Annotated in this window: 19 protein-coding genes and 1 tRNA gene; 3 read left to right on the top strand and 17 right to left on the bottom strand. The window is 62.8% G+C overall.

Features of this window, described 5'->3' with window-relative positions:
• The 3 genes from LLH00_05540 to LLH00_05530 all read right to left on the bottom strand — a co-directional run.
• Positions 1–610, bottom strand: a 610-nt coding sequence (locus tag LLH00_05540) for an asparagine--tRNA ligase (GenBank protein MCE5270729.1), incomplete at its 3' end; no start/stop codon positions are given.
• 127 nt (positions 611–737) lie between these two features.
• Positions 738–1,370 (bottom strand): NAAT family transporter, encoded by a 633-nt coding sequence (locus LLH00_05535; protein MCE5270728.1) that lies wholly within the window; start codon positions 1,368–1,370, stop codon positions 738–740.
• Between the two features lie 553 nt (positions 1,371–1,923).
• The gene (locus tag LLH00_05530; GenBank protein MCE5270727.1) at positions 1,924–2,790 is read right to left on the bottom strand and encodes an acetylxylan esterase; all 867 of its coding nucleotides are present in this window, start codon (positions 2,788–2,790) and stop codon (positions 1,924–1,926) included.
• A gap of 537 nt (positions 2,791–3,327) precedes the next feature.
• On the opposite strand from LLH00_05530, the gene LLH00_05525 reads away from it, so the two are divergent.
• Positions 3,328–4,032 carry an SIMPL domain-containing protein gene (locus LLH00_05525; GenBank protein ID MCE5270726.1) on the top strand — a complete coding sequence of 235 codons (705 nt, stop codon included), beginning with the start codon at positions 3,328–3,330 and terminating at the stop codon, positions 4,030–4,032.
• A gap of 76 nt (positions 4,033–4,108) precedes the next feature.
• Here LLH00_05525 and LLH00_05520 read toward each other — a convergent pair whose 3' ends face one another.
• The 3 genes from LLH00_05520 to LLH00_05510 form a co-directional block, all read right to left on the bottom strand.
• Positions 4,109–4,951 (bottom strand): polysaccharide deacetylase family protein, encoded by an 843-nt coding sequence (locus tag LLH00_05520; GenBank protein MCE5270725.1) that lies wholly within the window; start codon positions 4,949–4,951, stop codon positions 4,109–4,111.
• A gap of 128 nt (positions 4,952–5,079) precedes the next feature.
• Positions 5,080–5,364 (bottom strand): hypothetical protein, encoded by a 285-nt coding sequence (locus LLH00_05515; protein MCE5270724.1) that lies wholly within the window; start codon positions 5,362–5,364, stop codon positions 5,080–5,082.
• A 197-nt stretch (positions 5,365–5,561) separates the two neighbouring features.
• The gene (locus LLH00_05510) at positions 5,562–6,347 is read right to left on the bottom strand and encodes a glutamine amidotransferase (protein MCE5270723.1); all 786 of its coding nucleotides are present in this window, start codon (positions 6,345–6,347) and stop codon (positions 5,562–5,564) included.
• A gap of 227 nt (positions 6,348–6,574) precedes the next feature.
• Here LLH00_05510 and LLH00_05505 point away from each other — a divergent pair, with 227 nt between their 5' ends.
• A complete protein-coding gene (locus tag LLH00_05505; protein MCE5270722.1) occupies positions 6,575–7,084 on the top strand; it encodes a CBS domain-containing protein in 510 nt (169 codons plus the stop codon).
• Entirely contained in the window at positions 7,077–9,092 is a 2,016-nt protein-coding gene (locus LLH00_05500) for a FapA family protein (protein ID MCE5270721.1), read from the top strand. The genes LLH00_05505 and LLH00_05500 overlap by 8 nt, the downstream gene beginning before the upstream one ends.
• A 20-nt stretch (positions 9,093–9,112) precedes the next feature.
• On the opposite strand, the gene LLH00_05495 is transcribed toward LLH00_05500, so the two are convergent.
• The 11 genes from LLH00_05495 to LLH00_05445 all read right to left on the bottom strand — a co-directional run bounded on the left by LLH00_05495 (position 9,113) and on the right by LLH00_05445 (position 18,552).
• Positions 9,113–10,024 (bottom strand): alpha/beta hydrolase, encoded by a 912-nt coding sequence (locus LLH00_05495; GenBank protein ID MCE5270720.1) that lies wholly within the window; start codon positions 10,022–10,024, stop codon positions 9,113–9,115.
• 321 nt (positions 10,025–10,345) lie between these two features.
• Positions 10,346–10,720 carry a response regulator transcription factor gene (locus LLH00_05490; GenBank protein ID MCE5270719.1) on the bottom strand — a complete coding sequence of 125 codons (375 nt, stop codon included), beginning with the start codon at positions 10,718–10,720 and terminating at the stop codon, positions 10,346–10,348.
• Between the two features lie 290 nt (positions 10,721–11,010).
• Complete coding sequence (locus LLH00_05485) at positions 11,011–12,441, bottom strand: DUF4832 domain-containing protein (GenBank protein ID MCE5270718.1); 1,431 nt, start codon at positions 12,439–12,441, stop codon at positions 11,011–11,013.
• Positions 12,442–12,646: 205 nt separating this feature from the next.
• A tRNA-Leu gene (locus LLH00_05480) sits at positions 12,647–12,733 on the bottom strand.
• A 15-nt stretch (positions 12,734–12,748) separates the two neighbouring features.
• Positions 12,749–13,174, bottom strand: coding sequence for a preprotein translocase subunit SecG (secG, locus tag LLH00_05475; GenBank protein MCE5270717.1), 426 nt, complete (start codon positions 13,172–13,174; stop codon positions 12,749–12,751).
• Positions 13,175–13,305: 131 nt separating this feature from the next.
• A complete protein-coding gene (tpiA, locus tag LLH00_05470) occupies positions 13,306–14,067 on the bottom strand; it encodes a triose-phosphate isomerase (protein ID MCE5270716.1) in 762 nt (253 codons plus the stop codon).
• A gap of 127 nt (positions 14,068–14,194) precedes the next feature.
• Positions 14,195–15,397 carry a phosphoglycerate kinase gene (locus LLH00_05465; GenBank protein MCE5270715.1) on the bottom strand — a complete coding sequence of 401 codons (1,203 nt, stop codon included), beginning with the start codon at positions 15,395–15,397 and terminating at the stop codon, positions 14,195–14,197.
• A 172-nt stretch (positions 15,398–15,569) separates the two neighbouring features.
• The gene (gap, locus tag LLH00_05460) at positions 15,570–16,571 is read right to left on the bottom strand and encodes a type I glyceraldehyde-3-phosphate dehydrogenase (GenBank protein ID MCE5270714.1); all 1,002 of its coding nucleotides are present in this window, start codon (positions 16,569–16,571) and stop codon (positions 15,570–15,572) included.
• Positions 16,572–16,622: 51 nt separating this feature from the next.
• Positions 16,623–17,345, bottom strand: coding sequence for a double zinc ribbon domain-containing protein (locus tag LLH00_05455; GenBank protein ID MCE5270713.1), 723 nt, complete (start codon positions 17,343–17,345; stop codon positions 16,623–16,625).
• Between the two features lies 1 nt (position 17,346).
• Entirely contained in the window at positions 17,347–18,138 is a 792-nt protein-coding gene (lgt, locus tag LLH00_05450; protein MCE5270712.1) for a prolipoprotein diacylglyceryl transferase, read from the bottom strand.
• Positions 18,139–18,552 (bottom strand): tetratricopeptide repeat protein, encoded by a 414-nt coding sequence (locus tag LLH00_05445; protein ID MCE5270711.1) that lies wholly within the window; start codon positions 18,550–18,552, stop codon positions 18,139–18,141.
• Positions 18,553–18,568 lie beyond the last annotated feature (16 nt).

Below are 18,568 nucleotides of genomic sequence, written 5' to 3'. Positions count from 1 at the left end.
CCAGGGCCAGAAGCTCGGCCTCGAGCTGGCCGCTTACTGTCAGGTAGGCCTGGCGTCCGAAGAAATCCTTGTGCTTGGTGGAGCTGACATGGAACAATTCGCCCGCGCCCTCGCAGTCGCTGGCGCTGATCAGCGGGGTGTGGATGTAGAGGAAGCCCTTGCGCCGGAAAAAGTCGTGGATGCCCTGGCTCAGGTGGCTGCGCAGACGGAACACCGCGCCGAAAGTGTTGGTGCGCGCCCGCAGGTGGGCTTTCTGGCGCAGGAACTCGAGGGTATGTTTCTTTTTCTGGATCGGGTAGGTCTCGGGGTCGGCCGGGCCGAGTAACTCGAGGCTCACAGCGCGCAGCTCATATTTCTGGCCCTGGGCCGGGCTTTCCACCAGCTCGCCCACGGCGCGCAACGCGGCCCCGGTCTGGAACTCGGCCAGGTGCTCGAAACCCTTTGTCTCGGGCGAGGCCACGATCTGAAGTCCGGCCAGCGTGCTGCCGTCGCTCAGATCGATGAACCCCACGTTGGGGCTCTGGCGCAACGAGCGCACCCAGCCTCCCACGGTCAGGGTCTGCCCCAGCGGACCGCCGGCCAGGATATCCTTTATCCGGTCACGTTTCATAGGCGGAATTCCTTTGTTTCAGGCGATGTTTCGAAGTGTTTCTCACAGAGGGGCCAAGCCCGGTTGATTGCCTGAAAGATGCCTGTCCGGGCCGAGGATGTCAAGCCCGGGGAGGCCGCCGCCCGGCTCAGCCGAGTCCCGGAAACAGCTCCAGCGCACCGGCGGCGATGAACTCCACCGCGATGGCGGCCAGCAACAGGCCCATCAGGCGGGTGGCGATGTTGATCCCGGTGCGGCCGAGCCGCCGCCCGATGGGGTCGGACAGACTGAGCACCACCCAGACAGTCACCCCGACCAGCAGCACGGCCAGGCTCATCAGCACCTGGTGCCCGAGGCCCGGAATGCGCTGGGTCTCCACGATCACCAGTGCGATCGAGCCGGGGCCGGACAGCAGCGGGATGCCGATCGGCACCACGCCCACCGAGTCGCTGTCGTGGGCGTAGCGGGCCTCATCCGGCCCGTGCTTGAACTTGTTCGGCCGGGCGTAGAGCATCGAGATCGACATCATCAGGATCAGGATGCCGCCGCCCACCCGGAACGCCGGGATGCCGATCCCGAAAAAGTTCAGCACCGCGTGTCCGATCCAGGTCACGGCCAGCAGGGTGCAGAGCACGGTGAGCGAGGCGGTCTTGACCGTGCGGCGACGGGCGGCGCGATCCTGGCCCTCGGTGGCGCCCAGGATCACGGGGATCGCTCCGATGGGGTTTACAATGGCCAGGATGCCGATGAACAGGCGGAAATAATCGTTCCAGAGCTGCATGGCGCTTCCCTGGGAATAGGGTTACATACCGTGTCGATATTCAGAATATTCAGGGCCTGTGAGCGAAAGAGGACAATCCCCCTGCCACAGTAGCTTCCGGTCAGGCTTTGTGTATCAGTTTACGGGCGAACACAAGGTTCGCCCCTACGACATCGCCCGGCATCTCAGGAAAATAAACCTGCTTGCGGCTGTCAGGCCGCCGCAGTTCAGTCTTTGGGGGCCGCACCTGTCTGAGCCTCCCGCCAGGGCAGCGTGTAATCGAGCCTGAAACGGCCGGGGGCGTAATTGTCGCAAGGCCCGGCGGCGATTCGCGGCAGCGCCGCCGCTGCAACGCGGCAGCGGAGAAAATCCTCGGGCACACCGCAGTCAGAAGAGGTGTCGTGGTGCGGACGAGTTTGCGGCCCCCGCTGGCTTTGCTGCTTTGGCCAAAACCAAAGCAGAATACAGGTTTTGGGCTTCTTAGGGCAATTACCTACCCCTCTGCTCTCCTTTAAAAAAGGGGAAGCTGCGCTCCCTGTGCTCCGGCTTTCATTCAGGAACAGAGTCAATCCTATCACTTGCCTTTGCGGCTGAATATGTCTTGGAGCTTATGCACCAGCAGGCTGTCGTTCTCCGGGACAAAGCTGCCCGGGTGCGTGGTGTTGGGGAACCCGACAATCTCCTTCGGTCCGCGCAGGCTGTTGAACGCGGAGTAGACCGTGGTGGCCGGGCAGGACTGGTCCAGGTAGCTCACGGTGAAAAAGGCCGGCACGCGGATCATTCCAGCGGCCAGGGCGGCGTCGAAATACCCGGCCGTGCGGATGACCCGCGGATCGGGCGAGTCCTCCGGGATCAGGTGCGGCCAGCCGGTGGGACGCTCGACCAGGGCGCCGCTGTAGTCGCACATGGCGGGCACGTGGACTGTGACCGCCCGGATACGCCGGTCCACCGCGGCGGTCAGAAGACTGAGGCCACCGCCCTGGCTCGCCCCGGCCACCGCGATCCGGCTGCTGTCCACATCCGGCCGGGAACAGAGGTAGTCCACGGCGCGCACCGCGCCCAGCACCACGCGGCGGAAATAGTAGCGGTAGGGGTCATCCGCGCCCTGGGACGGTCCCCAGGCGGGGACACCACGCTCCATGAGCGACTGGTAGTAGCTGTCCTCGCGTCCCAGCTCCAGGCCGTGCGGATTGATCGCCAGCACGACCATCCCGCGGCGGGCGTAAACCTCCATCGGGTCGGTGTGGTACTCCTCCAGGCCGCCCGGCGCGCCCTGGATATAGACCACAGCCGGGAACGGCCCCGCGCCGTCCGGCACGCTCAGCCAGCCCCAGATACGCGAGCCCTCGACATTGGCCAGGCTGACCCGGTAGCGGATCACTCCGGCTGCGGGCTGCTCGCGCCAGCGCTCCACCCGCGGGTCCATCTCCACCCGGGTCACCTCGCCCAGCCCCTGGGCCCAGAACATGCGCCAGTCCTGCGGGCGGCTGCCCACGGGCTGGATCGAGCGCACCGAGAACCCGGCCGAGGTGGCGGCGCGCAGGGTGTCCTTGCCTGTGTAAAGGCGCAGGTCCAGGCGCAGGAACCCGGGGCAGTCCAGGGAGGAGCGCAGGGTAAGCCCGGAGCGGGGGCTCTCCAGCACGCCCTGTTCCAGCGTGCGGGCGTCATCCGCGCTGAAACGGTAGCTCAGGCGAAACTGCGACCCGGAGGAAGGGAACTCTACCTTGAATAGCGCGGTATCACCCAGGGTGTAAAGGCAATCCGCGCGGTCGGTGCGCACCCGCAGGCTGTCGGCCCCGGCTGGGAACGCGGCCTGGGGCAGGCCGAGGCAGGCGAGAAGAAGGAACAGGACGAGCTGGCGGGGCATGGGGATTCTCCGTTAGTGAGGGGTGAGGGCTTGACAGTCGGAAAAATTTATTTAAATCTGCAGCAGTTGGCTCAAAATGGCAAACATCTCGGTAATTTCAGAGGAGGGAACATGAATGCAAAAAGTGCATCCATTGTCGCGCTGGGCCTGATCGCAGCGGCACTCACGTTCGGGCTGCTGTTCAAGTCGGCGCAAAGCGGGCCGCGCACGGTGCGGGTGGTGGGCAGCGCGGACAAGATGTTCGACACGGACATCCTCAAGTGGAGCCTGGAGCTGGGCCGCCAGAGCAGCGGGGCCAAGGTCACGGCGGAGTACGCCGCCCTGCGCACCGACCTGGCCGAGGTCTCGCGCCGTCTGGAGGGAATCGGGGTGCCCTCCACGGACATCGTGGTCAGCCCGCCGGTCAGCTACCCCACGTTCCGTAATGACGGGCAGGTGGTGGGCTACCAGATCAGCCAGACCCTGAACGTGATCTCGCACCAGGTGGAGGCGGTGGAAAAGCTGGCGCTCAGCCCGGAGGAGGCGCTGAGCGAGGGGACAGTGCTGCGCTCCAGCCGGCTGGAGTATTTCTATTCCGGGGAGGAGCAGCTCAAGCACGAGTTGCTGAGCGTGGCGGCCCAGGACGCCCGCAGCCGGGCCGAGGCGATCGCCTCCAGCTCGGGCCTTCACGCCGGGGCGATCCGCGAGGCGCGAGCCGGGGTGTTCCAGATCACAGAGCCCTATTCCACCGAGGTGCAGGATTACGGAGTCCACAACACGAGCAGCAAGAAAAAGCAGGTGCGGGTGACAGTACACGCCGAGTTCGAACTGGAATGAAGAAGCGCTGAGCTTGAAATGAGAAGGGCCGCCCGGGGCGGCCCTTTTTGTTGACACCGGTCTGCGGGGGGAGGGCTCAGTTCCAGCCCAGGCGCTTGCGCTCGGCGTTCACGTGGTCGATCATGTCGATATAAGTGGCGACCCAGAAACGGTCACGGTGGGCGTTGAGGTAATCGATCAGGCCCTGGTGCACCTCGCGCGGGGTGTTGGTGGCGTGGCCGCCGCCCACGCCGTGAAAACAGAACGCCGCCACCGTGCCCTTGGCGGCGGCGGTCTCAGCCATCTCTATCAGTTGCTTCAGGTCCTTGTTCGTGGCCGAGACCACCGGACCGATGAAAGTGTCCATGCTCTGCATGTCCTCGGGGATGCCGCTGCCGATGCGGCAGGAGACGAACATCTGCGCCAGACTGTCCAGGTACGAGACCCCGCCCGCCTCGGTGTCGTTGCAGGGGGCGGCGTAGGTGCGCCGCGTGCGGCCGTCCACCGCCTGGAGCAGGGTGTTGCTGACCCGGATCTCATCCAGCATGCGGCGCAGCGAATAGGCGCCCATGTCGTATTCGGGCAGGACCCAGTCGTAGCGCGAGCCGTCCGGCCGCTGGCCTATGCAGGGGTGGAACAGGGTGTGGTTGCCCAGCTCGTGGCCCCGCGCGGCCAGCGCCCGCCAGTCATCGAGCCTCCGCGCCAGGCTTCCCGAGGAGCCCGGCACGAAAAACGTGCCCCGCATTCCGGCGTTCTCCAGGTCCCGGGCGGCGATATCGATCTGCTGGTCGATCCCGTCGTCATAGGTGAAACAGACCGCCGCCCTGGCCGTGCCGGGCCAACGGAAAGTGTCTGCCCCGGCTGCCAGGACACGCGCGGGCAGGGTCAGGCAAAGCTGCATGGCGGCGCAGGCCAGCAGACAGGAGCGGAACGTTGTCATGGGAACCTCGGGGCGATGGGGTAGAATCCGGCTGCAAGGGCGAGAATCGAATAATTCTTGTTCCGAGCAATTCTCCTGTCAACAAAAAAGCCCGGCCTTGAGGGGCCGGGCTTCGGACTTGCGGTGCTTCAGTTCTTGGGCGGAGCGTCTTTCTTCGGGCAATCTTTCTTGCAGTCCTTGTCCTTGGGGCAGTCTTTCTTGTCGCACTTTCCCTTGTCCGGGCACTGGCCGCACTTGGCGCTGTCGGCCTTGCACTCGCCGGCGGCGGCCATGGCACAGCAGCCGGCCTGGCCCTGAGCCATCTGGCAGGCGGCGGCTTTGGCGGCCGGACAGGCGGCCTCGGGCTGGGCGGCGTAAAGCATCAGGGCGAAAGCGAACACGGCGACTGCTGCGACAGCGAAGAGCTTTCTCATGGCTATATCCTTTCCTTTGTGAGTGTGACCCAATACTTACACGAAATAATATCTAATGTTCAACGCCCCGGTTGTCAATGATGTTTCATAAATTCAGAATAATTACTATACACCGGCCTCCGGGAGAATCGATTTCTTCCTTCGGAGCGCCTGTCTGGCCGGTCCGTTCGAGGTCCACGAACCTGCGAACGCCCCGCTCAGCGCCCCAGCACCAGATCGAGGCAGCGCAGCCAGAACTCGCTGTAGCGGTCCCAGAACACGAAATTACAGCCCCAGTGCGGGGCCGGGTCGCTCATGTAGGCCAGCACCTGGCCCTGCCCGAAAGAGCGTTTCGCTAACAGCGGGTCGCCGGTCTGGGCCACCTCGAGGAGGATATCGCTGTCCGGCAGGGGACGGGTTCGGTTGTAGCCCAGGATCGGCGGGAAGCCGCCGAAATCCAGCCCGCCCAGCGCGCCCGCGCCTTTGATTGTGGCCCGCGCGGTGAACCCCTCGGTGCTTTCAACCAGGTCCTCGGTCTCCAGGCAGCCCACGGGCAACAGTTCGCGCAGCCCGGTGCGTCCCCAGCCGCCCTTGCCCATCTCGCCGTTGAACGAAAGCCAGCCGCCCAGCAGCATCAGGCCCTTGCCGCCTTTGACCGCCTCCAGGGTCAGGCGGATACGGTCCGGGAAAGTCAGCACTCTTGTGCCGAACAGGCGGTGGTTGAAAAAGTTGGGGGCGAGCTGGAAATTTTTCGCCTCCACGTCGCTGAAAACGACAACGTCGTACTCATCAAGTATCTTTTCGTATTCCCCCGGGCCCAGCATGTAGAAATCCCAGGTGGGCACCGAGTTCACGCTGTGGCGTCCATCCGCTTCCAGGGCGGCTTTGAGCCACTTGCCGTAATTGATCGTCTCGAGGCCCTTGAACGCGTAGTTGAACGGCGTTTCGGCGTAGACCGGCCCACACTGCACGGCCCAGTCACCCACGTAGTAGATTCTGGACATTTCCCCCTCCCCGTATGTGCTTTGTGGTTTGGACTTTCATTGAGGCGGGGAAATATAAAGCCGCAGGGAGGCGGTTTCAACCCTGATGCAGGCCGCAGTCAGCCGAAAACGCATGAAATAGTTTGATCACTGTGCCCGGCGATGATAGAATAACGCATAACCAGCCGTCAGCACACCGGAAGGTGCTCCGGGCGCAGAGAAGAATAGCCCCCGGAGCCGCCTTTCCCGTGACCGCGAAAACGGCCCTCGGGGCCGGGAGAGGGGACAACGTGATCAAGACCGCCAGCGACATCATGACCCGCAGCGTGATCTGCGCCGGGCCGCAGGAGACGGTGAACAGCCTGATCAACACCTTCCTCGACCACCGGATAAGCTGCGCCCCGGTGGTGGATGAGAGTGGGAGCCTGGTCGGGATCGTGACCAAGACCGATATTCTGGCCCATATCGTGCATCTGGACCTGGACCTGACCCTGAAAGTGGCGCTCAAGGATGTGCTGGGGGCGCGGGCGGACAGCAGCGGGATCGAGGTCAGCTCGGTCTCCGACCTCAAGGTCAGCGACATCATGACCCGTCAGGCGATCACCGCCGAGGAATCCACGCCGGTCAAGAATCTGGCCGAGATGATGATCGAGCACGGTATCCACCGGATCGTGATCACCCGGGACGGGGCGATAAGCGGAATCCTGAGCACCCTCGACCTGCTGTATTTCATCGCCGAGAAGGAAAAGCATGGCTGAGCAGAAGGAAAATAATACCGGTCATCCGCCGAGTCCCCCGGAGAGAGCTGCCGCCGAGGGCGAGGCCGAGCTGCACCTGGAGCTCAGCAACGACAGCATGGAGGCCTACCTCACGATCCAGCCGGTCGGCGACAGCGTGCATGTGGTGCCCGAGCGTATCCGTCAGGAGCTGCACCTGAAAGGGATCACTTTCGGCCTCCGTGAGGAGCTGCTGTCCGACCCGGCTCGGTTGCGGCCTTCCGACAGGATACCGATCGCCTCCGGCGTGCTGCCGGTGGAGGGCGAGGACGGGCGCCTGGAGTACCTTCTGCCCATCGAGCGGCCCGGCCGGGTGAGCATGAACGACCGTCTGGCCCGGATAATCCCGCCCAAGCCGGGGCGCGCGGGCACGGATGTGCTGGGCAGGAGCGTCCCCCCGCAGGAGCCGCTGCCGGCCCGGCTCCCCAAGCTGTTCAACGTCTCCCCGGATCCCTCGGACGAGTCTTTCCTGGTGGCCCAGGTGGATGGCTACATGACCGCGGACCCGGTGGAGCTGCGGGTGACCCCGTTTTTCGTGCTCGAACCGGGGGAGGATGAGTTCGAGGCCTCTGTCCGGGTCCAGCGTCCGCTTGCACCGGGAGATTACAGCGAGAGCGACCTTCGGGAATTCCTGCGTGACCATGGCGTCGTGTTCGGCCTGCGGGAGGAGGGGATAAGGGAGATTTTCGACCAGGGGATGTACGGCCAGGATGTGTTGATCGCCGAGGGAGTGCCTCCGGTGGACGGCAAGGACGGCGTGCTGCACTACTTTTTCGAGACCGAGGTGCTGCCGAGAGTGGATGAGGACGGCAATGTCGATTACAAGAACATCAGCCTGATACACAACGTGCGCAAGGGCGACCCCCTGGTGGAGGCCATTGCGCCCATTCCTGGCAAAGAGGGCTGCACTGTGTACGGGAGGAAGAGCCAGCCCCGCAACGGGACTGCGGTCAACCTCACCGCGGGCAAGAACATGGAGTTCGACCCGGAGAGATCGAACCTGATTGTGGCCGGGATCGACGGGTGCGTGCGGCTGCGCGGCAAGAACCTGGAGCTGGAGCCGGTGTTCGCGGTCAAGGACGATGTGGATTACACCACCGGCAATATCGATTTCGTCGGCTCGGTGAAAGTGGGCAAGACCGTGCTGAGCGGGTTCCGGGTGGCCGCCCGCAAGGATGTGGAGGTGGGCGGTGTGGTGGAGGACGCGCTCGTGGAGTCGGGCGGGGACGTGATGATCAAGTTCGGCTTCACCGGCCGGGGCAAGGGGACAATCCGGGCCCGGGGCCAGGTGCACGCCCTGTTCTGCGAGAACGAGACCATCGAGGCCGAGGGCGACATTGTCATCGCCGATTACATCATGAACAGCAAAGTGTCCACCGCCGGGATGCTCTCCGTGGTGGGCAAGAACGGCGTGATTGTGGGCGGACTGACCGTGGCCGCGCGGGGGGTCGAGGCCAAGACTCTGGGCAACCGCAACTACCTTCCCACGCATGTGATAGCCGGGGTGAACAAGAAACTGAGCGAGGAGAGCGAAAAACTCAAGGAGCACGTGGCCCTGCTGACCGACAAGATCGACCGGATTGCGGTGGTGATACGCAAGTACAAGCAGGCCAAGCTGCTCAAATGCGAGATCGACAAGCAGCAGGAGCAGCAGGTGTTCCTGCTGGCGCGGCTGAAAAAGGAGAAAGAAGAGGATCGGATCGAGCTGAACCACCAGATCGAGAAGCTGAACGAGCGCCTGCAGGAGTACCGTCAGGCCAAGGTCAAGGTCTTCGGCGCGGTCTACCCCGGCGTCACTGTGACCATCTTCGACCGCAGCCTCAAGCTGACCGAGGCGTTCAAGGCGGTCTGCTTCCAGTACGGCGAGGATGCTGTACTGGCCGTGCCGCTGGTGGCCGGCAAGGAGGAGAGCGAAATGGACGCCATCTTCAAGCCGGCCCCGGAGGGGAAAGAGCCGCAGAGGGCTCAGGAAGGGAACTCCACAGCCTGAGCCCCGGCGCAGTTACAGGCTCAGAACTTGTATTTGGCTGTGAAAGTGGTCAGGGCCTTATCCAGGTCCGGACGGTTCTCCAGCAGAATGGTGTGTCCCACCTGGCTTTCCCAGAGCAGCATGTTCGGGAATTTCACCCCTTCGTAATTGTCCGGTCCGGCCATCCAGTCGGTTTTGCCGCTGATGAACAGCACCGGCGCCTCGATCCCGCTGGTGGCGGGCTTGAAATTCTCCCAGTAGTCCCGGGTCAGCATCATGCCCTGTTGAGCGTCCACGTTGCGGTCCGGGATATCCCCGGCGCAACCGTCGACCGTCTCCTCGCCCTCGGGAGAGGCGAAACCCATTTTCCAGAAAATGTCCCGTTCCTGAAGCATGCCGACCAGCTTGTTCAGCCGTTCCTGGGTGGAGGCCTCAGCACTGAAAAAGCTGTCCGGGTTCGTGACGCCAAGAAACTCGCAGGCCTTGGGGATCCAGTTGCCGGTCATACTTGCGTTCAGGTCCAGCGAACAGTTGAGCATTATCATCCCCTGCTGCACCTCGGGATGACGCAGGGCATAGCCGGTCTGCAGCAGCCCGCCGAACGAGTGCCCCATGGTGAGCCAGCGCTCGATACCCAGCTCGCGGCGCACCTGCTCGAAATCCTCTATTTCGCGCTCCAGAGAGTAGTTGCTGTCCTGCGGGCTGGTGGACCTTTCCGCGCCACGCTGGTCCAGATAAATCATCCGGAAATGCCGTTCCAGCAGACCGTCGGATATTTTCTCTATCCAGTGGCAGCCCGTGCCTGGGCCGCCGTGCACGAACAGGCAGGGCGGGCCGCTGCCCTTGATCCGCACCAGCAGGTCCACTCCGTCCGAGGTGCGGATTATTTTCTCCTGCACGGCCTGGGCCGTGTCGGCGGTCTGGCAATAGGAAACGTTCAGGGAAAAAAGCACAAACAGGACTCCGATAATTATGGTCTTCATTGCCTGCCCTTTCTGGAAATGCGGAATTTAAAAGAAATGTATGCTCAGTGCCCGGCACAACCGTTTTGACGGGACAGGCGGCGGATCGATTTCAGCTTTTTTCAGCGCACCGGGAAGAGACAGGATCAAATTGAAGGATACTGCGGCTGCGCACAGCCGGTGAAAACTGCTGGAAATAAAGGAGATAATCCCTCGTCATTCCGGCCTTCCCCTACCTGCGCAGGAAGACCGCGGCGTGCAGTTATCGCGGGAGTGTCACTGTGCGTTTTTACTCGGGGGAGTGGGACAGCCTCAGGGGATGAATTTCTTGATTCTGTCCTGTATCGCGTTGGCTGAGTCCGATTTGAGGACATAACCTTTGGCGCCTGCGGCAACACAACTAAGAACGGTGTCCTGATCCGATTCGGCGGTGAGGATGATAACGATCTGGGAGGGATTCTGCTTTATGATTTCTTTCAGTATTTCCAGACCCTGCTTGCCCGGTTGCTGGATGTCCAGCAGGACTATGTCCGGGTTTCGCTTCTCGTACAGGTCCAGCGCGTCTTGTCCTCCGGATGATTCCCCGACCACGTAGCAATCCAGGCTTTTGAGTATTTTATTCAACAAGGCTCTGGAGGCGGGGTCTTTTTCAACAATCATCACACTTTTGGCGTTTCCGGCTTTCATGGTTTTCTCTTTGAAGAAGACATTATCAATTTATTCTCTTATTGTTTTATTTCAATGGTTTTCATCCTGGTTGCACCGGATGCGGCACGAAAGTAGCAACAGGGACACCCAGCCGGGCAGAAGCGGAGAGTTTTACGGGAATTTCCACAACCCGGGAGGAAATCCTGTGGAAGCAAAGACACACGACTCACATTCAAAAATGGACGGCCTGGCTATTCGCAGGTCAGACCGTCCCGTTTTGTTGTTGCCGGCGACTGATATGAACCCGCCGGGATGGGCTGGAATCTGGTTCATCTTATGCTTATGTCTGCCACCCGGTAGAACCCGTCCGACACCTTCAGGCTATCGGGCAGCGGCAGCTCCAGCCATTCTTTCCGGTTGTGCTCCACTTTCAGGCCGACAGCCACGCTGTACTGCCCGGGCCTGAGACTGTCCGGCAGGTTGACCCGGCCCAGGCAGTGCGACACTGAATCCGGACCCCACTGGCGGTTGTCCACCCCCTCGATCGGCAGAACGCACGACACGGCGCCACCGTCGCTCAGGCGGAGCAGCAGCGGGTAATGGTTGTAGGCCGGAGCCACACCCCGGTTCAACCAGTCCATCGCCACCTCGATATTCCCGCCTGGAGCGGCCGAGCGGGGCAGCTCGATGCTTCCGGGGAAATACCAGTAGCCGCAGCGGTTGGCCAGCCTGCGCGTCAGCTCAGGGTTGTCCGCCAGGAACTGGCGGGCATCGCCGTGAAACCCGATGTAAGTGGCGTGCATCGTATCCATGGCCGCGGTCATCGGCACGCCGCCCTTGAATGTGTCCGTCTTGATGGTCTTCTGGTAATGCTCCAGTTCCAGGATCGTCGGAGTATACGGCCAGAAGTCGGCCCACCAGCCAGGGTTTTTCAACGTGCTCAGGCCGAAATTCTGCGCGTACCACTCCACGCAGATACTGTCGTCCCTGAGCAAAAGACCTGAGTTCCTGGCATAACCGTAGAGGATCTGCGTTAATTTGGGATCGGCTCTTTCAATAAAATCGTCGTTGATCACCAGCCGGCTTTTTCGATAGTTCCTTACCCACAGATCGATATGCTTTTTGAGCACCTCGAACGGGTATTCGGTCCCGGTGCCGAACCCGGTGTGTCCCTCGCCCCATTCACCGTAACTGCCGATATCGATATATTCCACCCATTCCTTGCCATCGTAGCGCGCAGCGAAGGCCCGATGAAAATTGTCCAGTTTCTCCAAAAAAACAGGATCGCCGTAATCGGGTTCCCAGGTATTGCTGCCGAAGTGCTTATTGGTGACCATGGTGCCCTTGGCCCCGGCTTTGCGGACCCATTCGGGCGTGGCGTAGGTCTGGTCCGGGAAAGTCTCCTTACAGGTGATCCGGAAAGCCACCCCGTAGCCCCTGGCCCGCCAGGCATCGATCACTCTGTCGATAAGCTCCCAGTTATAAACACCCTCCTCCGGTTCCAGGTAGCTCCAGGCCAGGCGCAGGTAAATATGGTCGAGCCCAGGGAAATCCTGCAGGTAATCACCCGGAGCCAGGCGGTTGTGATACCGGACAGTGTCGTTGTCGAAATAATGGAAATACCAGCCCTTGTGCGGGTTGACCAGGACCCTTGAGTCATCCCAAGCGGGGGAGAGATCGATGCGCCGGGTATTGTCACCGGCAAGGGAAGCCCCGGCGGTCAGGGCGGCGAGCGCCAGGCACAGCCACAGGTATTTCATTTCTTTTCAGTCCTTCCTCACACAGTGGAGAAAGAAACTCGGGGGATAGAAAAACGGGAAACTGAATATAATACAATGAAATTGCGGGTAACGCCAGAAACGTTCCGGCGCTGCAGAGTGGACAAAGAGAGTGGGGAGGGAGGCGGTGACACCGGATAGAAAGAAAAACGGCCTAACTCTCTGAGAGTTAAGCCGTCGAACAATATGGTGCCGAAGACGGGACTTGAACCCGTACGGGTTTTCACCCACTGCCCCCTCAAGACAGCGTGTCTGCCAGTTCCACCACTTCGGCTACTCTTTTACACGCTCAGGGCTGCGCCGGGGTCGTGCTCTGCCCGGACTGCTTAGGCTGGGCGTTCTCGGTCGGTGCGGCATTGGCCGGGGCATTCTGCTCGTTGCCCTGCAGCACATTGCCGCCCACCGGCTGAGTCACCGGGGCCGGGGCCATGGGTAGGGCGTTTTTCTGCAACTGCTCCTGCACCACGCTCTTGGGTCCGCTCTGGTAGCTGGACAGCAGCGCCAGGCCGAACACGCCGAGGAAGAAAATCGTCCCCAGCACCGAGGTGGCCTTGCTCAGGAACGTGGCCGCCTGACGGCCGCCGAAAACAGCCTCGGTGGTGCCGGCCCCGCCGAACGAACTGGCCAGACCGCCGCCCTTGCCCGACTGCAGCAGGATCACGATCACCAGCAGCAGGCAGACAACGATATGAAAGATCAGCAGTATGTAGAACAAGTTCCCTCCGGAGGAGTGATTGTAGATGGAGCAAAATAAAGCCCGGCGGCCCGCGTGTCAAGGGCTTTCAGCTCTTGAGCGGGCCGCCGGTGAACCTGCCGGACTGGAACGCCGCCGGGGCGGAAACACACTCAGGCCTTCTTGAAATTCACCAGGCTGAGGAAACTGTCGGCCACGAGCGACGCTCCGCCCACCAGGGCGCCGTCGATGTCGGGCGAGGCCATCAGGTCGTCCACGTTGTCCGGCTTCACGCTGCCGCCGTACTGGATCGTGATCCCCGCGGCCACATCCTTGCCGAACTTGTCCGCGATGATCCCGCGCACCTGGGCGTGCACTTCCTGGGCCTGCTCCCGGGTGGCGGTCTTGCCGGTGCCGATGGCCCAGACCGGCTCGTAGGCCACCACGACCTTCGCCATCTGCTCCTTGTCCAGCTTGTCGAGCACGGCGTTCATCTGACGGCGGTTGACATCCATGGTCTTGCCAGCCTCGCGCTCCTGAAGCAGCTCGCCGATGCAGAGGATCGGGGTGAGGCCGGCGGCCAGGGCGGCCACCACTTTCTTGGCGATCAACTCATCGCTCTCGCCGAAGATGTGACGGCGCTCGCTGTGGCCCAGGATCACGTACTTGCAGCCGACATCCTTGAGCATCGCGGCGCTCAGCTCGCCGGTGAACGCACCCTTGGCCTCGAAATACATGTTCTGGGCGGCGATGAACACTTTGCTCGCCTTGGCGGCGAGCTTGGAGGCCTGGGCCAGGTAACAGGCCGGGGGGGCGACCACCACGGTGACACCCTCGCGCGGCTTGTAGGCGGCCAGCAGCTTGGCGAAGAACTCGTCCAGCTCCTTGGTCGTGTGGTTCATCTTCCAGTTGGCGGCGATGATATTCTCTCTCAACGTACTGTCTCCCTCTGTGATTTAGGATTGCAGCCCCTCGCTGCGGCGAGTGTCAAAGTGCCCGGAGGGGAAAAGACAGGCCGGGCCGGAATACCTCCCGGCCCGGCTCGAGGTGTGTCTTAAGGCCTCACTTCGCGTCGTCCAGGCAGATCACGCCGGGCAGCAGCTTGCCCTCCAGCAGCTCGAGCGAGGCCCCGCCGCCGGTGGAGATGTGGGTCATCCGCGCGGCGAGCTTCATTTTCTCCACCGCGCTCACACTGTCGCCGCCGCCGATGATGCTCTTGGCGCCCTTATCCGTGGCCGCGGCGATGGCCTTGGCCACTTCCTCGGTGCCCTTGGCCAGGGCCGCTATCTCGAACACGCCCATCGGGCCGTTCCAGACTATGGTCTTGGCGCCGCCCAGGACCTTGGCGAACTCGGCCACGGTCTTGGGGCCGATATCCAGGGCTTCCCAGCCGGCCGGGATGGCCTTGACCGAGACTTCCTTGAGCGCGCCGCAGGTGCGGCCCTCGAAATCGAACTTGTCGCTGATCACGCAGTCCACCGGCAGGACCAGCTTGTCACCCGAGGTCTTCAGTATCTCGGCCGCCAACTCGACTTTATCCGCTTCGAGCAGGCTGTTGCCGATCTCGTAGCCCATGGCCTTGAAGAACGTGTAGGCCATGCCACCGCCGACCAGAAGCTTGTCCACCTTGGGCAGCAGGTTGGTGATCACGTCGATCTTGCCGCTGATCTTGGCCCCGCCCAGCACTGCGACAAAGGGCCTCTCGGGCGAGCGCACCGCACCGTCCAGGTACATGATCTCCTTTTCCATCAGGAATCCGGAGACCGCGGGCCGGACGAAATTGACCACGCCCTCGGTGGAGGCGTGGGCGCGGTGGGCCGTGCCGAAAGCGTCGTTCACGTACACGTCGCCCAGCCGGGCCAGTTTCTTGCAGAACTCGGGGTCGTTCTTTTCCTCTTCCTTGTAGAACCGCAGGTTTTCGAGGATGATGACCTCGCCGTCCTTCAGCGCGTCCACCTTGGCCTTCACCTTGTCGCCCACGCAGTCGTCGACAAACTGCACCGGCTTGCCGAGTAGGCCCGACAGCACCGGCACGCAGGGCTCCAGGGAGAACTTGGGGTTCTTCTCGCCCTTGGGACGGCCCAGGTGGCTCATCAGCACCAGACGGCCGCCCTGTTCCAGGATATACTTGATCGTGGGCACGGCGGCGCGGATACGCTTGTCGCTCGTGACCTTGAGGTTTTCATCCAGCGGGACGTTGAAATCGACCCGCATCAGGACACGCTTGCCCTTGAGGGCTACGTCTTTGACCGTTTTCTTGTTCACGGCGTCACTCCTGAGGCGTGGATTGGCTTTCACTGCAAAACGGGGTGGATTCAAGAAAGGGGTAGCAACCCTGGAGCCGCTACCCCCTCTCTATCACTCTGCACCGAGGCTCAGCGGACAGGCGGGGAGGAGGTCAGGCGGCCAACCCCGCGGTCCGGCTTACCGGAAAGCCTCAGGCCATTTTCTTCATCAGGTCGACGCAACGGTTGGAATAGCCCCACTCGTTGTCGTACCAGCCCAGCACCTTGACCATGTTGCCAGCCATCACGCTGGTCGTGCCGGCGTCGAAGATGCAGCTGTGCGGGTTGCCCACGATGTCGATCGAGACGATGGGGTCCTCGGTGTACTCGAGGATGCCCTTGAGCTCGCCCTGGGCGTACTTTTTCATCGCGGCGTTGACTTCCTCCACCGTGGCGTTCTTCTTCAGCACGGCCACCAGATCGGTCAGCGAGCCGTCCGGGGTGGGCACGCGCACCGACAGACCGTCCAGCTTGCCGTTCAGGTCGGGGATCACCTTGCCGATGGCGCGGGCGGCGCCGGTGGTGGTCGGGATCATCGAAACGGCTGCGGCGCGGGCGCGGCGCAGGTCCTTGTGCGGCATGTCCAGGGTGCGCTGATCGTTGGTGTAGGCGTGGATCGTGGTCATCAGGCCGTGCTCCACACCGAAGGTCTCATGCAGGACCTTGACCATCGGGGCCAGGCAGTTGGTGGTGCAGCTGGCGTTGGAGATCAGGGTGTCTTCTTTCTTCAGGTCCTTGTCGTTGATGCCCAGCACGATGAGCTTGACCTCGCCGGTCTTGTCCTTGGGCGGCACGGTGAGCAGGACTTTCTTGGCCCCGCCCGCGATGTGCTTCTTCAGGTCCTCGGCCGAGGCGAACACGCCGGTGGACTCGACGACGATCTGGGCGCCCAGGGAGCCCCAGGGAATCTCGGCCGGATTCTTGATCGCGCTGACCGGGACTTTCTTGCCGTCCACCACGATCGCTTCACCCTCGGCCTTGACCTGGCCGGGATAGCGGCCCTGGGTGGAGTCGTACTTCAGCAGGTGAGCCAGGGTCTTGGCATCGGTGATATCGTTGATGCCGACCACTTCAAAACCACCATCCGCCACCGCGGCCTTGAAAACCAGGCGGCCGATGCGTCCGAATCCGTTGATCCCGATCTTGATCGCCATTTGTTCCTCCCATGTTGGACAGATAAAAAAGGAATATAAGGTGCAGCTGTTTCATGCGCGGGCGAATGTCAGGGCCGCCACCCACTCGGCCCCCGCGTCTTTCAAGGCCGCCGCGCATGCACCGGCTGTGGCCCCCGTCGTCATCACGTCATCGATGATACAGACAGAACGGCCCTCGACCAGCGTACGGTCCCTGACCTTGAAAGCTCCTTCCACGTTCAACTTGCGCTGCTGCGGGTCGAGCCGGGTCTGCGAGCGGGTGCGGCGCACACGCCGCAGCAGACGGCTTTCCACCCTTTTGTCACTCAAAGCCGCCAACGCGGCGGCATAACGCTCACTCTGATTGTACCCCCGCCGCAGCCTCCGCCACAAGTGCAGCGGCACCGGGGCGAGCAGGTCGGCCCGCTCCAGCACCTCGATGCAGCCGGGGTGCGACAGTGTCAGCTCGGCCAGGCCTGAGGCCAGACTGACCCGTCTGCGGTACTTGAACGCGTGCACCAACTCCGGCGCCGGCCCGGCGAACCAGTAGGCCGAGCGCAGGAGGTCCATCCCCGGCTCCAGCCTGGCGCAGAACGCGCAGGGCTGGCCCTCGCGCAACGGGCTGGCGCAGCGCGGGCAACTGTCGGACTCCAGCGGCACCAGGGTCGCCGCGCACTCCGGGCAGAGCACCGCCCAGCCAAGGCGTTCTTTCAGGTCCGCGCCGCAGGCCGTGCAGGCCGGCGGGTACAGAAGGCTCAGCAGGCCATCCAACAGCCCGGAACCGCGGCCACGCACCTCAGGCGCCCCCCGAGGAGTTCCCCCGACGCGCCAGACGGCTCAGCACCAGCCAGGCCCCGTACACGAACAGCGCCGCGAGGATGAGCTGGTTGTTGGTCAGCGCGACAGGCTGGTGCAGCACATACTGGTCCGGCTCGTAGTAACGGAAAAAATCCACCGTGAAACGCGCCGCCGAATAGAGCAGCAGGAACAGGCCGAACAGCACGGCCCGCGGCGGGCGCAACCGGTCAACCAGCATCAGGATGCCAAAGAACACGAACCCGTAGGCGCTCTCGTAGAGCTGCGTCGGGTGGATCGCCTGGTGATAATGGCTGCCCGCCGCCGAATCGAGAGGGAAATGCACCCCCAGGCAGGCCTCGGTGGGCAGGCCGTAACAGCAACCGTACAGGAAACAGCCGATCCGGGTTATCCCCACCCCCAGCGCGATGGAGGGGGCCAGAAGGTCGGCCATGTCGTAGAACCCGATCCCGCGCAGCTTAAGGAAGAACCAGCTCACCGCCAGGGCCAGCAGCACCCCTCCCATCATCGACAGCCCGCCCTCCCAGATGTAGAACACGGCCAGAGGCCGGACTGAGAACTCGGCCAGATGGGTCAGCACGTAGAACGCGCGCGAGCCGGCGATGGCCGCCAGCAGGATGTAGAACGACAGGTCGAGCACGGCGTTCTGGTCGATGCCGCGCGTGCGCGCCCGGCGCACCGCCACCAGGTAGCCGCTGATAAAAGCGATGGCGAGCATCAGCCCGTAAGACTTGATCTCCAGCGGTCCCAGCGCAACCAGTACGGGGTGCAATTATTTTTTCTCCGGCTTGCGGATTAACGGAAACATCTGCTCGACAAGGCTGTCCCAGTCGGCAAGCTTCCGGCCCTCTAATTCACTTCTGACCCGCGATGCCCAGCGGGAGGCTTCCTCGATCCGTCCGAGCTTGTAGTTGCAGTCGACCAGGCCGAGCTGGCAGAGCTTGAGTTCCGGGTTCAGTCTCAGCGCCTTCTCGTACAGTGGCACGGCCTCGCCGTAGCGGCTGTCGCGCAGCAGGCAACTGGCAAGCAGGGTGGCCACGGTGGCATCCGTGCTGTCGGCCGCGAACAGGCTGCGGTAAATTCCGGCGGCACGGGTGTAGTCGTGGCGGGCAAAATACATATCAGCCGTGCGCTTGAGGCTGTCAGCCTCTGCCGGCGCGGCGGCGTAAACGGAATAAACCGCCATCCCGCAGCACAGCGCG

This window comes from bacterium (assembly GCA_021372515.1).
In the GTDB taxonomy this organism is placed as follows: domain Bacteria; phylum Gemmatimonadota; class Glassbacteria; order GWA2-58-10; family GWA2-58-10; genus JAJFUG01.
The sequence above is the reverse complement of the archived record's forward strand: the minus strand, read 5'-3'. Positions and strand labels throughout refer to the sequence as shown.

Bases quoted from the DNA above. Each gene is read 5' to 3' on its own strand.
- LLH00_05535 (MCE5270728.1), bottom strand. From the start codon at position 1,370: ATGCAGCTCTGGAACGATTATTTCCGCCTGTTCATCGGCATCCTGGCC.
- LLH00_05525 (MCE5270726.1), top strand. From the start codon at position 3,328: ATGAATGCAAAAAGTGCATCCATTGTCGCGCTGGGCCTGATCGCAGCG.
- LLH00_05520 (MCE5270725.1), bottom strand. From the start codon at position 4,951: ATGACAACGTTCCGCTCCTGTCTGCTGGCCTGCGCCGCCATGCAGCTT.
- LLH00_05515 (MCE5270724.1), bottom strand. From the start codon at position 5,364: ATGAGAAAGCTCTTCGCTGTCGCAGCAGTCGCCGTGTTCGCTTTCGCC.
- LLH00_05510 (MCE5270723.1), bottom strand. From the start codon at position 6,347: ATGTCCAGAATCTACTACGTGGGTGACTGGGCCGTGCAGTGTGGGCCG.
- LLH00_05500 (MCE5270721.1), top strand. From the start codon at position 7,077: ATGGCTGAGCAGAAGGAAAATAATACCGGTCATCCGCCGAGTCCCCCG.
- LLH00_05490 (MCE5270719.1), bottom strand. From the start codon at position 10,720: ATGAAAGCCGGAAACGCCAAAAGTGTGATGATTGTTGAAAAAGACCCC.
- LLH00_05485 (MCE5270718.1), bottom strand. From the start codon at position 12,441: ATGAAATACCTGTGGCTGTGCCTGGCGCTCGCCGCCCTGACCGCCGGG.
- gap (MCE5270714.1), bottom strand. From the start codon at position 16,571: ATGGCGATCAAGATCGGGATCAACGGATTCGGACGCATCGGCCGCCTG.
- LLH00_05445 (MCE5270711.1), bottom strand. From the start codon at position 18,552: ATGGCGGTTTATTCCGTTTACGCCGCCGCGCCGGCAGAGGCTGACAGC.